Raw genomic sequence first — 13,129 nt, 5'->3', positions numbered from 1 at the left:
GCGGAAGCAGTATCGATCTTGAAAATCCCTATTTCGGTTTTGGTTGTTATCTATAAATCGAATAGGGATGTTTTATTGATAGAGCGTGCTGATCGCGAGGGATTCTGGCAGTCCGTTACTGGCAGCTTAGATTCACCAAGCGAAGATTTATCTGTGGCAGCAACCCGCGAGGTATTTGAAGAGACGGGTATCGCTGTTGACCAATTGCCAGGTGGGTCTCTGCGCGATATGCATCACCATATTGAATATGAAATCTATCCTGAGTGGCGCTTTCGATATGCTCCTGGCGTTACTCGTAATACTGAACATTGGTTCTCTCTTGAAGTGCCTGATGGTATTCAAATTCAGTTGGCGCCACGAGAGCATGTTGCCTATGAATGGTTGCCATTTGAAGAGGCCGCTAAGAGGTGTTTTTCTCGTAGCAATGGTGAAGCCATCATGAGACTCTTCTCGGCAGAGCAAAACAGAAGCGAATAAGATACAACGATGAGACATTCATCGGGCCACCATCGGTCTAGCGGCGAGCCAAATAAACCTCATCGTGGTGATTGGCGCGTTATTCGTGACCTTCTTCCTTATTTGCTCGAATACCGCTTCAGAGTCATTCTGGCTCTAAGTTGCTTAGTTGCTGCGAAGTTTGCTAATTTGGGTATCCCGATTTTGATGAAAGAGTTAATTGACTCTTTGGATATCAAAGCAAGCTCCCCCCAGGCGCTCTTAGTAGTTCCTGTCAGCATCATTGTTGCTTATGGTTTATTAAGAATTTCCGCCTCTTTGTTTACTGAGCTACGTGAAGCCTTGTTTGCTCACGTTACTCAAAATGCAGTGCGAAAGGTGGCGCTTCAAGTTTTTGAGCATTTACATTCATTGGCTCTGAGTTTTCATTTGGCTCGCCAAACGGGTGGTGTGAGCCGTGATATTGAGCGCGGTACCCGAGGTATTCAATCGCTCATTTCATATTCTCTCTATAGCATCTTGCCGACCTTGATTGAATTTTGTCTAGTGCTTGGCTATTTTGCATACTCATATGACATCTGGTTTGCGGCAATCACTCTTGTGGCTTTAGTTTTATATATTGCGTTCACGATTGTGGTTACCGAGTGGCGCACACACTATCGTCGCGCCATGAATGAGATGGACTCAAAAGCCAATCAAAAAGCAATTGATTCATTATTGAATTTTGAGACTGTTAAATATTTTGGTAATGAGGCTTTTGAAACTGCTCGCTACGATGACAATCTTTTGCGCTATCAATCAGCAGCCATCAAATCTCAGAAAACTTTAGCTTTCCTAAATTTAGGGCAGCAAACCATTATTGCAATAGGTTTGGTGTTGATTTTGTGGCGCGCTACCCTTGGAGTCGTCAATGGGACGATGACGCTGGGTGATCTGGTATTGGTAAATACCTTGATGATTCAGTTATATATTCCCTTAAATTTTTTAGGTGTCATCTATCGCGAGATCAAACAATCTTTAACAGATATGGATCGCATGTTTTCATTGCTCACCACGGAAAAGGAAATTGCGGATTCTCCGAATGCGCATCCTTTGCGTATTAATAACCCGAGTTACGGGCCTGATGTACGTTTTGAGAATGTGTCGTTTCATTATGACAGTAAGCGAGAAATTCTCTATAACGTGAGTTTTAATATTCCAGCGGGTACAACGACCGCAGTTGTTGGTCAGAGCGGTGCTGGTAAAAGTACTTTAGCAAGATTGCTATTTCGCTTCTATGATGTGCAGTTTGGAAAAATTATGATTGATGAACAAAATATTGCCGATGTTACGCAGTTGAGTTTGCGTAAAGCCATTGGTATTGTTCCGCAAGATACCGTTTTATTTAATGACACCATTGGTTACAACATAGCTTATGGTGACCCCTCGGCGAGTTTTGAAGAAGTAGAGCAGGCTGCTAAGGCGGCTCAAATTGATGGCTTTATTAAGCATCTACCAGATTCTTACCAAACTCAGGTGGGTGAGCGAGGCTTAAAGTTATCTGGCGGCGAGAAGCAACGTGTTGCGATTGCGAGAACACTATTGAAAAAACCAGCGATGCTGATTTTTGATGAAGCCACCTCCGCTTTAGATTCCAAAACAGAGCGTGCATTCCAGGAAGAGTTATTCAATTTGGCAAAAAATCGAACCACTCTCATCATTGCGCATCGCTTATCAACCATTGTTCATGCTGATCAAATTTTGGTAATGGATCATGGGCAGGTTGTAGAGCGAGGTACACATTTGGAGCTATTAGCAGCCAAAGGAAAATATGCCGAGATGTGGCAAATGCAAGAGCGTGCTGGGCTTGATTAGAATAAACCCATGACGCAACAACATTCTCAGCCAAAAAGTACCGAGACTATTCTCAAAAATGCTTTTGCAGCAGCAGTGGCAGTTGCGGATCCACAAGTTATTGTTCCTCAATATTTAGCAAAGATTTTTTCAGCGGGGCAAGAGCCTACAGGGAGATGCTTGGTTGTGGGTGCCGGTAAAGCGAGTGCAGCAATGGCGAGCGCACTAGAGGCTTATGCCAGAGAGCATTGGCCTCAAGTCAAGATTGAAGGGGTCGTATTGACGCGTTATGGACACAGCGCTCCAACCTCTCATATTAAGATTGTTGAAGCAGGTCATCCTGTTCCAGATCAGGCAGGCATGAATGGCGCAAAAGCTATTCTGGAATTAACTCAAACGCTTAAAGAAAATGATGTATTAATAGCTTTGGTTTCTGGTGGCGGATCTAGTTTGTTAACTTTGCCAGTCGAAGGAATTTCGATTGACGATATGCGCAAAACTACTGAAGCCTTGCTTCGTAGTGGCGCCCCAATCGAAGAGATGAATGTTGTACGTAAACATTTATCAGCCATCTTAGGCGGCAACCTAGCGAGATGTGCGATTGCTCGTGGAGCGCGAGTAGAGGCGCTATTAATTTCAGATGTAACGGGTGATGCCCCTGCTGATATTGCAAGTGGCCCTTGCGCAGCTGACTACTCAACGTATTTAGATGCATTGAATATTATTGAATCCTATCGCTTGCAGGAGCTTATTCCAGTACCAGTCATGACTCATCTAAAGCAGGGGGCTGCGGGGCAGAAGCCTGAAACTTTAAAAGATATTGATCTTGTTGGTGCACGAGTATCTAACCATGTGATTGCAACCGCTTATAAGAGCCTAGAGGCTGCAGCAAATTATGTAAAAGATTATGGATACAAGCCTGTTGTATTGGGCGATACGATCACGGGTGAGGCTCAGGAAGTTGGTGTGGCGCAGGCGCAGTTAGCGCGTGAGTATTTGGCAAAGACGAATCAAGCCGATAAACCCATTGCACTGATTTCTGGTGGTGAATGTACTGTGACCATCCCCGCTGGTACTAAAGGGCGTGGCGGACGTTGTAGCGAATATCTCCTTTCGCTATTGGCTGCTAGCGCAGATTTGCCCAAGATAGCAGCTTTAGCTGCGGATACGGATGGGATTGACGGAAGCGAAAAGAATGCAGGCGCCTGGTTTGATAGTGATATTCGGGAATCGGCCAAAGCTCATGGCGCCAATCCTAATGAGTATTTAACGGCTCATGATTGTTATGGTTTCTTTGCGCAATTTGGAGCTTTAGTGGAAACTGGTCCTACACTGACGAATGTCAATGATTTCCGTATCATCTTGCTTAATAAATAACTATGTCGAATTCGAATACGCCCTCAAGAATTGAAATGATCCAGCCAGATGACTGGCATTTGCATATTCGTGATGGTGATGTGATGAAGGATGTTTTGGCTGACACTGCCCGCCAATTTGCGCGTGCAATCATCATGCCAAATTTGAAGCCACCAGTCACCACGGTTGATTTGGCAAAGGCGTATCAATCCCGTATTGATGCCAACTTAAAAACGTTGGGCATCAATAGCTTTACTCCGCTAATGACTTTATATCTGACTGATAACACTTCCGCAGATGAGGTGCGTAAAGCAAAGGCAGAAGGTATTGCTGCTTTTAAGTTATATCCCGCAGGTGCAACAACAAATAGTGATGCTGGTGTTAGTGACATTAAGCGTTGCCACCAAGTACTGGAAGCCATGCAGGCAGTGGGGATGCCATTGTTAGTGCATGGGGAAGTAACCACTGCCGATATTGATATCTTTGATCGTGAGGCTGTATTTATTGACTCTGTGCTTGAGCCCTTACGCAAAGATTTTCCCGAATTAAAGATCGTGTTTGAACACATCACCACTAAGCAGGCTGCGCATTATGTTCGTGACGCGTCGACTCATGGAAAAAATACATTAGCTGCGACGATTACACCGCAACATCTGCTAATGAATCGTAACGCCATTTTTGCTGGAGGTATTCGTCCTCACAACTATTGCTTGCCAGTATTAAAGCGTGAAGAACATCGAGTTGCTTTAGTTGATGCTGCCACCAGTGGAAATTCACGTTTCTTCTTAGGAACGGACAGCGCTCCACATGCCAAGGGTGCAAAAGAAGCTGCATGTGGTTGTGCAGGTTGCTACAGCGCCTTCAATGCATTAGGTTTGTATGCCGAAGCATTTGAGAGTGTTGGCAAATTAGATAAATTAGAAGGTTTCGCTAGTTTCTTTGGTCCTGACTTTTATGTCTTGCCGCGCAATACTAAAAAAATTACCATGTCTAAGCAGACTCAAGCTATTCCTGCAGAATTGCCACTCGGTGATGCGACGATTGTTCCGCTACGCGCAGGGGAATCAATTGCTTGGTCATTGGTTGAATAAATCACTTTTATTTTTATCAGCTAATTTGCTCTGACTGCGTTAGACTGCAGGCGCAGAGTCAATTAGGCAATCGCCGCCTCTTTATTGAGGGGGAGGAAAGTCCGGACTCCATAGGGTAGGGTGATGGCTAACGGCCATCCACGGTGACGTGAGGAATAGGGCCACAGAGACGAGCGTATTTAGTTACGGTGAAACGCGGTAACCTCCACCTGGAGCAATCCCAAGTATGCAGACGATGAGGCGTCCCGCTGAGTCTGCGGGTAGGGAGCTTGAGCCGTCAGGTAACTGACGGCCTAGAGGAATGATTGCCCCTAAATGAAAATTTAGGCGACAGAATCCGGCTTATCGATTGACTCTGCACTTATTCCGCGATGACTTCAACGCTGTAGGTCAACTCAGCAGTTTTTGCCAGCATCGTTGTAGCGGAGCAGTACTTTTCGTGGGATAGCTTAACTGCTCGATCTACTTTTGCTACATCTAGATCTTTCCCTTTAACTTTGAAATGCAAATTAATCTTGGTGAAGACTTTTGGGTCCTCCGCAGCTCTTTCTGCCTGCAGGGTCACTTCACAGCCGCTAACAGCCTGACGGGATCTTTGTAGGATCAATACGACATCAAAGGCAGAGCAGCCACCAGCACCAGCCAAAATGAGCTCCATTGGCCTTGGGGCTAGGTTTCTGCCTCCCGCTTCGGGGGCACCATCCATGTTTACGAGGTGTCCACTGCCGGTTTCTGCAGAAAAAGTCATGCCGCCATTACCCAACCAAGATACTCGACATTCCATATTAGTGACCCCTAACTTACTAAATTAATCAATATTATCAATAGTTTACCAATTTTAGACCCATGAATAGTTGTTGCATAGCAACATAAAATGATTGATTTTGGTCAATTTTCTTGCGTTGCAGAATGTTCTTTGTGTAGAATACCCATATTGGTAGTCAGTCTTATATAAGACTGCGACTTACCTCCCAGTGTCTCCTCCACCCAAACATAGGTGGATTCCAACCCAGGACTAGCTCCTGGGTTTTTTTTGGTTTATAATTCAAGGCTTTACTGGATTGTCGATTAGTCAGCGGCAATCGTTGTACCAGTTAAATCGCTGAATCTGCGAGCTTGCAAATATAAGCAGGGCCAAAGTGGAAGTTGTTTGATTGGAGTATTTTTTGACTATAACAATTTGAGAAATCATGAAAACTTTTTCCGCAAAATCCCATGAGGTAAAGCGTGAATGGTTCGTGATTGACGCAACGGACAAAGTCCTCGGTCGTGTCGCCAGTGAAGTGGCACACCGTCTACGCGGCAAGCACAAGCCTGAATTCACTCCACACGTTGACACTGGCGACTTTATCGTCGTGATCAATTCATCTAAGTTACGTGTTACAGGCACTAAGGGCTTGAACAAAATGTATTACCGTCACAGCGGATACCCAGGTGGTATTTCCGAGACCAACTTTGACAAGATGCAAGACCGTTTCCCAGGTCGCGCTTTGGAGAAGGCTGTGAAAGGTATGTTGCCAAAAGGCCCACTCGGCTACGCCATGATCAAGAAATTGAAGGTCTATGGCGATGCTAATCATCCGCATGCGGCTCAACAGCCAAAAGCGTTAGAGATTTAAGGAAACCAAATGGCTATTAATTACGGAAGTTGGAATTACGGTACAGGTCGCCGCAAGAGTTCTGTTGCGCGCGTTTTCATTAAGTCTGGCAAAGGCGAAATTACTGTTAACGGTAAGCCTATCGATGCTTATTTTGCTCGTGAAACATCACGCATGATTGCTCGTCAGCCTTTGGCTCTCACATCTCACCTCACTACCTTTGATATCAAAGTAAACGTATCTGGTGGTGGCGAGACTGGTCAAGCTGGTGCGGTACGTCACGGTGTAACACGTGCTTTGATCGATTACGACAATGCGTTAAAGCCCACCCTGTCTAAAGCAGGTTTGGTTACTCGTGATGCTCGTGAAGTTGAGCGTAAAAAAGTTGGTCTGCATGGCGCGCGTCGTCGTAAGCAGTTCAGCAAGCGCTAATTTCTTTCGGTCACTGTTGTTTTATCGAAAGGGTCGCGCAAGCGGCCCTTTTTGTTTCTACAATGAGGTTTATAAAGTTTGAGTATTGCTTCTCGATTTAGGCGTTTTGGGGAAAGACATGATTAAAGTTGGCATTGTTGGGGGTACTGGTTATACCGGCGTGGAACTGTTGCGTTTATTGGCGCAACATCCTGAGGTCAAGATCGTTGCCATTACTTCTCGTACTGAGGCTGGCATGCCAGTAGCTGAGATGTTTCCATCATTGCGTGGCCGCGTTGATCTGAAATTTACTACTCCAGATGAAGCCAAGCTCAATGACTGCGATGTGGTTTTCTTTGCCACACCTCATGGGGTGGCCATGGCTCAAGCAAAAGAGTTGCTAGCAAACAATGTCAAGATTTTGGATTTAGCTGCAGACTTCCGTCTTAAGGATGTGAAAGAATTTGCAAAGTGGTACGGCATGGAGCATAGCTGCCCAGAAATTTTGGCAGAAGCGGTTTATGGCTTAGCAGAAATTAATCGCGAAGCTATTAAGAAGGCACGTGTTGTTGGTTTAGCAGGATGCTACCCAACTTCAGTACAACTCGGTCTTGCACCATTGCTTTCACCAAAGTCGACTGGTGGCAAGCAATTGATTGATGGTGAACATATTATTTCGGATTCGAAGTCTGGTACCTCTGGTGCTGGACGTAAAGCTGAGATTGGTACTTTGCTGTCTGAAGCAAGCGATAACTTCAAGGCTTATGGAGTAAAAGGTCACCGCCATCTTCCAGAAATTGTTCAGGGTTTGAAAGCAATTGCTGGGCACGATCAAATTGGTTTGACCTTTGTGCCACACCTCACGCCAATGGTAAGAGGCATTCATTCGACCTTATATGTACGTTTAACTGAGGCCGGTAAAGATGTCGATTATCAGAAGCTCTACGAGAACTTTTATAAGGATGAGCCCTTTGTCGATGTGATGCCTGCAGGCAGTCATCCTGAGACGCGGTCTGTACGGGGTAGCAATGGGATTCGGATTGCTATTCATCGTCCCGGCGGTGGGGATACATTGGTCATTTTGGTCGTAGAAGATAACTTGGTTAAGGGTGCTTCTGGCCAGGGTGTGCAGTGTATGAATTTAATGTTTGGCTTTCCTGAAACTACGGGTTTGACGCAGATTGCGGTATCGCCCTAATTGAGGTGGGGGTATCAACTCATGAGCCTTCAGCAAGCTGGGCATTAAAAGCCTAAAATAAGACATTGCCTTTTGAATTAGGAGTAAATCATGACTGAATTGGCTACGCAAACTACCCAAGATTTGGCTGAACCACCAACCCCTTTGGTGTTTACAGATGCCGCCGCCGCTAAAGTAGCTGACTTGATTGCAGAAGAAGGCAATCCAGATTTGAAGTTACGTGTATTCGTTCAGGGTGGTGGTTGCTCTGGTTTTCAGTACGGCTTCACATTTGATGATGCGGTAAATGAAGATGACACTCAGTTTGAAAAAAATGGCGTGACATTGTTGGTGGACTCAATGAGCTTCCAATATTTAGTTGGCGCTGAGATTGATTACAAAGAGGATATCAATGGATCTCAATTTGTCATCAAGAACCCTAATGCAACAACAACTTGTGGTTGCGGCTCTTCTTTCTCCGCCTAAGAGTTCAATTGATTTAAGCGGGATAGCAAGCACCTAGAATTCTAGGTCCCTTGGCTCCTGTAACGGCTGGCAAATTTGCTGGCCGTTTTTGTTGGTGAGCCCAGGCAAGCCAAGCAAATGCCAAGCCTTCAACGAGTTGTGGATCAATTCCTTCGGCATCACTAGTAGTAATTTCTAGGGGCTGTTTAAAGAATTTTTCACTTTGAGATTTGAGTAATTTCATTAATGCAGCATTACGGGCGCCACCGCCGCACACAATCAGTTTCTGGGTTTGCGGGGCATGGCGGGCAAGCGCCTCTAGAGATGAGTGTGCAGTGAGATGAAGCAAGGTCGCTTGCACATCTTCTAATGGGTGATTTTCATTACTGAGTTTCTCTTCTAGCCAAGCAAGATGAAAATCATCTCGACCAGTGCTCTTTGGTGGCGCTTTCGAGAAAAAAGAATCTGCTAATAAATTTTCGAGTAGTGCTGTATTGAGTTTTCCTTGACTGGCCCAACTTCCATTTTCATCAAAGGCGTTTCCTTGATGCTCATGTATCCAGGCATCCATCAATATATTTCCTGGGCCACAATCAAAGCCTGAAACTTCTCCATTTGCTGGCAGTAGAGTCAAGTTTGCGATGCCACCAATATTCAGAATGGCAATATCTTCTTTGGATGAAAATTGTTTCGCATGAAATGCTGGCACTAATGGCGCGCCATGACCGCCTGCGGCAAGATCTCTACTTCTAAAATCGGCAATCACGGTAATCCCTGTTTTTTCGGCCAGCAGGGCAGGATTCAATGTTTGATGAGTGTAAGCAAGTTCGCCGAGCTGAGGTTGATGACGAATTGTCTGACCATGGGCGCCAATCGCCGCAATATCAGAAGCTTGTAGTTTTGATTTTGCGAGCAGCTGTTTGACCGCATCTGCATAAGCAAGGGCTAGGGCATTGCCGGCCTGCTTATCCCGATGAAGTTCGTTGGGGCCGGGGCTTTGAAGCTCAAATAAGGCTTTACGCAATTCTGCTTGAAAGGGTAGGCTCACAGCATCTAGGGCAACGGCCTGTCCATTTGCGTCAATTTTGGCAAGTACCGCATCAATCCCATCTAGGCTGGTGCCTGACATGATGCCGATATAGAGGGAATGGGGCTGATTCATGGGGTTCTGGGCTTTGTTCTCAGGAATGCGACAATTATGCTTTAGCAATTTAAATACTAATTTAACTGTATCAGTTATCAGAATCAGCATGACGGATAAACCAGAACAAAAATATCCTTTAACCCCTGAGGTTTTTGCTGCCCTCGAAATCACGAAGCGTGGTTGCGATGAGCTGCTGGTAGAGGCTGACTGGGTCCAGAAATTGGCTCGTAGTCAGGCCACTAAGACTCCTTTGCGAATTAAGTTGGGCTTGGATCCAACTGCGCCGGATATTCATTTGGGGCATACTGTTGTCTTGAATAAATTACGCCAATTACAAGATTTAGGTCACACCGTGATTTTTTTGATTGGTGATTTCACAAGCATGATTGGCGATCCATCGGGTCGCAATGCTACTCGCCCTCCATTAACCGCAGAAGAGATTGCTGTGAATGCGGAGACCTACTATCGCCAAGCGAGCATGGTATTAGATCCAGCTAAAACAGAGGTGCGTTACAACAGTGAGTGGTGCGACCCTTTAGGCGCTAGAGGGATGATTCAGTTAGCTGCTAAACATACCGTTGCACGAATGTTAGAGCGTGATGACTTTACAAAGCGTTATCGCAATGGTGTGCCCATTTCGATTCATGAGTTTTTATATCCCCTGATGCAAGGTTATGACTCAGTTGCGCTCAAGAGCGATCTAGAGCTCGGTGGAACGGATCAAAAATTTAATTTACTCGTGGGTCGTGAACTCCAACGAGAGTATGGCCAGGAGCCACAATGCATTTTGACTATGCCTTTGTTAGTGGGTCTTGATGGCGTTGAGAAAATGAGCAAGTCCAAAGGGAACTACATTGGTATCAGTGAAAGCCCGGGCGATATGTTCGGCAAGTTGTTGAGCATCTCTGACGACCTCATGTGGGATTACTTCACCTTGTTGTCATTCCGTCCTATGTCAGAGATTGATTTGATGAAGCAAGAGGTTGCTGCAGGCCGTAATCCAAAAGATTGCAAAGTACTGCTTGCGCAAGAAATCGTCGCGCGCTTTCATTCGCAAGCTGCCGCAGAAAAGGCTTTAGAGGACTTTAATCATCGCGCTAAGGGTGGTGTTCCAGATGATATTCCGCAAGTGAATTTATCTGGTGCGCCAATGGGAATCGCAACTCTCTTAAAGTCTGCTGGCTTAGCACCATCGACATCTGAGGCGATGCGCAATATTGAACAGAATGGTGTAAAAGTTGACGGTACAACCGTATCTGACAAACAAGCAAAAATTGAAGCAGGAACTTACGTCGTGCAAGTGGGCAAACGCAAATTTGCTAAGGTCACACTTAGCTAAAAATCTTGGACTTAGATATCTAGGCTGCCTGTAGTGCTTGGCGGAGTTAGTCCAAAGTGTTCATAGGCTTGACGAGTAGCCACGCGACCTCGAGAGGTTCTCTGGAGATAGCCTTGTTGAATGAGGTAAGGCTCAAGTACATCTTCAATGGTGTCGCGTTCCTCACCAATTGCAGCTGCCAAATTATCGATACCTACAGGACCACCATCAAATTTGTGCAAAATGGCCTCAAGTAATTTTCTGTCCATCACATCAAATCCACTAGGATCAACATCGAGCATTTTTAAGGCAGCATCCGCTATGGCTTTGGTAATGGTGCCGGTGCCTTTGACCTCCGCATAGTCTCGTACGCGACGTAAGAGACGGTTTGCGATACGTGGCGTACCGCGGGCGCGTTTTGCGATTTCTACAGACCCATCAGGATCAATCTTTGCTTTTAGTAGATTTGCAGAACGATCGATAATTTTGGTGAGCTCATCGGTGTTGTAAAACTCTAATCTAGCAACAATGCCGAACCGATCACGTAAGGGATTAGTCAACATACCAGCGCGTGTAGTTGCACCAATCAATGTAAATGGTTTGAGATCAATCTTGACGCTACGTGCTGCTGGACCTTCGCCAATCATGATGTCTAGGCTGTAATCTTCTAGAGCGGGATAGAGGATTTCTTCTACAACTGGTGAGAGTCTATGAATCTCATCAATAAAGAGCACATCGTTTGCTTCCAGGTTGGTTAGCAAGGCCGCAAGATCGCCAGGTCTATCTAAAACAGGTCCACTAGTTTGACGAAGATTGACGCCAAGCTCTCTGGCAATAATGTGTGCCAAAGTAGTTTTACCAAGGCCTGGAGGACCAAATAGCAGCACATGATCAAGCGCTTCTTGTCGCGCTCTAGTGGCGCTGATAAAGATTTCTAATTGGGCGCGCGCTTTGGTTTGACCAACGTATTCGTCAAGTTGCTTGGGGCGCAAAGCTTTTTCGAAAATAGCCTCTGCATTTCCTGCGGCACCGCTGACAAGTCGGTCTCTCCCTTCTGGTAAATCTTCGGGGATAGCGCTTAGGTCGTCAGTATGAATTGCCATGCTATGAGTTTATTCGGTTTGGCGATTAGCCCTTAGATAAATACTTTAAGCCCATACGAATACCATCAGACACCGATGTGTCAGGCGGAATTTGCTTCAGAGCTAGGAGCGCTTCTTTTTCTGAATAGCCAAGAGATAAAAGTGCTTGTAAAACTTCGCTATGAGCATCGGGCGCATGAGTTTTTCCTGGCGCCACTCCTAAGTCAGGCGCAAGTTTGCCTTTGAGTTCTAGGCAAAGTCGTTCAGCAGTTTTCTTGCCAATGCCAGGAACTTGGGTGAGGCGATTTGCTTCTTGTAGGGCAATTGCTTGGGCAAGTTCATTCACGCTCATGCCAGAAAGAATGGCTAATGCAGTCCGTGAACCAACGCCACTAATTTTAATTAGTTGCCTAAATGCTTCCCGCTCTGTTTCAGTCGCAAAACCAAAAAGCTGCTGCGCATCCTCGCGTACCTGAAAGTGAGTCAGCAAGATAATTTTTTGTCCTGCTTGAGGTAATTGATATAGGGTGCTCATCGGCACATCCACCTCGTAACCAATGCCTTGGCAATCAACCAATAAGCGAGGAGGGTGAACTGAAACGAGGATTCCTTGAATGCGACCAATCATATGAAGATCTTAACCTGTAATGCGCTTTGGCATGGCCTAGCGTTTACGCTTTTTGGGAGTTAAGTTAGATGCGGCAGACGTGATTGCTTGGGGAATTTGCGCATGGTGTGCCGCGCATATGGCGACGCCTAATGCGTCCGATGCATCGCTTCCAGGGGCGCGACTGAGTCTTAACAAACGCTTTACCATCTCTTGCACCTGCGGTTTAGCTGCTCGACCAGTCCCAACAATGGCTTGTTTAACTCTTAGGGCACTGAACTCAGACACGGGTAAGTTTGCAGAGACCAATGCCGCAATTACCGCACCCCTTGCTTGGCCCAGCATCAGGGTAGAGCGCGGATTGACATTCAGAAAGACTTCTTCAATCGCAGCGGACTCAGGTTGGTATGTGTCAAGAACCTCCTTAACGCCTTGATAAAGAGTGCCTAGACGGTCAGGCAATCCCTTAGCAGGGTCTCCGCTTTCGATTGTTCCCGAGGCTACATAAGTCAGCCTTTGGCCTTCAACATCAATGACTCCAAAACCAGTCGTACGCAGACCCGGGTCAATTCCAATCCAACGCATGAATAA

General features: G+C 45.9%; 13 protein-coding genes, 1 other RNA gene and 1 pseudogene. 10 read left to right on the top strand and 5 right to left on the bottom strand.

Annotation, left to right across the window (positions count from 1 at the left end):
• Window positions 1-18: 18 nt before the first annotated feature.
• The 5 genes from nudB to rnpB all read left to right on the top strand — a co-directional run bounded on the left by nudB (window position 19) and on the right by rnpB (window position 5,097).
• Complete coding sequence (gene nudB / locus NHB34_RS09080) at window positions 19-477, top strand: dihydroneopterin triphosphate diphosphatase (RefSeq protein WP_353427316.1); 459 nt, start codon at window positions 19-21, stop codon at window positions 475-477.
• Window positions 478-486: 9 nt separating this feature from the next.
• Complete coding sequence (locus NHB34_RS09075; RefSeq protein ID WP_353427315.1) at window positions 487-2,310, top strand: ABC transporter ATP-binding protein/permease; 1,824 nt, start codon at window positions 487-489, stop codon at window positions 2,308-2,310.
• Between the two features lie 9 nt (window positions 2,311-2,319).
• Window positions 2,320-3,666, top strand: coding sequence for a glycerate kinase (locus NHB34_RS09070; protein ID WP_353427314.1), 1,347 nt, complete (start codon window positions 2,320-2,322; stop codon window positions 3,664-3,666).
• 2 nt (window positions 3,667-3,668) lie between these two features.
• Complete coding sequence (gene pyrC, locus NHB34_RS09065) at window positions 3,669-4,736, top strand: dihydroorotase (RefSeq protein ID WP_353427313.1); 1,068 nt, start codon at window positions 3,669-3,671, stop codon at window positions 4,734-4,736.
• Window positions 4,737-4,790: 54 nt separating this feature from the next.
• Window positions 4,791-5,097: RNase P RNA component class A (gene rnpB / locus NHB34_RS09060), an RNA gene on the top strand.
• Here rnpB and NHB34_RS09055 read toward each other — a convergent pair.
• Window positions 5,098-5,520, bottom strand: coding sequence for an OsmC family protein (locus NHB34_RS09055; RefSeq protein WP_353427312.1), 423 nt, complete (start codon window positions 5,518-5,520; stop codon window positions 5,098-5,100).
• A gap of 406 nt (window positions 5,521-5,926) precedes the next feature.
• On the opposite strand from NHB34_RS09055, the gene rplM reads away from it, so the two are divergent.
• From rplM to erpA, 4 genes are all read left to right on the top strand, one after another.
• The gene (rplM, locus tag NHB34_RS09050; protein WP_173956464.1) at window positions 5,927-6,355 is read left to right on the top strand and encodes a 50S ribosomal protein L13; all 429 of its coding nucleotides are present in this window, start codon (window positions 5,927-5,929) and stop codon (window positions 6,353-6,355) included.
• 9 nt (window positions 6,356-6,364) lie between these two features.
• Window positions 6,365-6,766, top strand: coding sequence for a 30S ribosomal protein S9 (rpsI, locus tag NHB34_RS09045; RefSeq protein ID WP_173956463.1), 402 nt, complete (start codon window positions 6,365-6,367; stop codon window positions 6,764-6,766).
• A 118-nt stretch (window positions 6,767-6,884) separates the two neighbouring features.
• Window positions 6,885-7,943 (top strand): N-acetyl-gamma-glutamyl-phosphate reductase, encoded by a 1,059-nt coding sequence (argC, locus tag NHB34_RS09040; protein ID WP_353427311.1) that lies wholly within the window; start codon window positions 6,885-6,887, stop codon window positions 7,941-7,943.
• A 90-nt stretch (window positions 7,944-8,033) separates the two neighbouring features.
• Window positions 8,034-8,408, top strand: a complete 375-nt coding sequence (gene erpA, locus NHB34_RS09035) for an iron-sulfur cluster insertion protein ErpA (RefSeq protein WP_353427310.1) — start codon at window positions 8,034-8,036, stop codon at window positions 8,406-8,408.
• A 13-nt stretch (window positions 8,409-8,421) separates the two neighbouring features.
• Here the strand turns inward: erpA and NHB34_RS09030 are convergent, their stop codons facing one another.
• A complete protein-coding gene (locus tag NHB34_RS09030; RefSeq protein ID WP_353427309.1) occupies window positions 8,422-9,549 on the bottom strand; it encodes an anhydro-N-acetylmuramic acid kinase in 1,128 nt (375 codons plus the stop codon).
• An 88-nt stretch (window positions 9,550-9,637) separates the two neighbouring features.
• Here NHB34_RS09030 and tyrS point away from each other — a divergent pair, with 88 nt between their 5' ends.
• A complete protein-coding gene (gene tyrS / locus NHB34_RS09025) occupies window positions 9,638-10,870 on the top strand; it encodes a tyrosine--tRNA ligase (protein ID WP_353427308.1) in 1,233 nt (410 codons plus the stop codon).
• A gap of 11 nt (window positions 10,871-10,881) precedes the next feature.
• Here the strand turns inward: tyrS and ruvB are convergent, their stop codons facing one another.
• The 3 genes and pseudogenes from ruvB to ruvC all read right to left on the bottom strand — a co-directional run.
• Entirely contained in the window at window positions 10,882-11,952 is a 1,071-nt protein-coding gene (gene ruvB, locus NHB34_RS09020; RefSeq protein WP_353427307.1) for a Holliday junction branch migration DNA helicase RuvB, read from the bottom strand.
• Between the two features lie 25 nt (window positions 11,953-11,977).
• On the bottom strand, window positions 11,978-12,559 hold the full coding sequence (gene ruvA / locus NHB34_RS09015) for a Holliday junction branch migration protein RuvA (protein ID WP_353427306.1): 582 nt from the start codon (window positions 12,557-12,559) through the stop codon (window positions 11,978-11,980).
• A 105-nt stretch (window positions 12,560-12,664) separates the two neighbouring features.
• Window positions 12,665-13,123 (bottom strand): annotated as a pseudogene (gene ruvC / locus NHB34_RS09010) (crossover junction endodeoxyribonuclease RuvC); the annotation flags it as partial.
• Between the last annotated feature and the right edge of the window lie 6 nt (window positions 13,124-13,129).

Source organism: Polynucleobacter sp. MWH-UH19D, assembly GCF_040409795.1.
Classification (GTDB): domain Bacteria; phylum Pseudomonadota; class Gammaproteobacteria; order Burkholderiales; family Burkholderiaceae; genus Polynucleobacter.
This window is presented reverse-complemented; position numbering and strand designations above follow the sequence as displayed.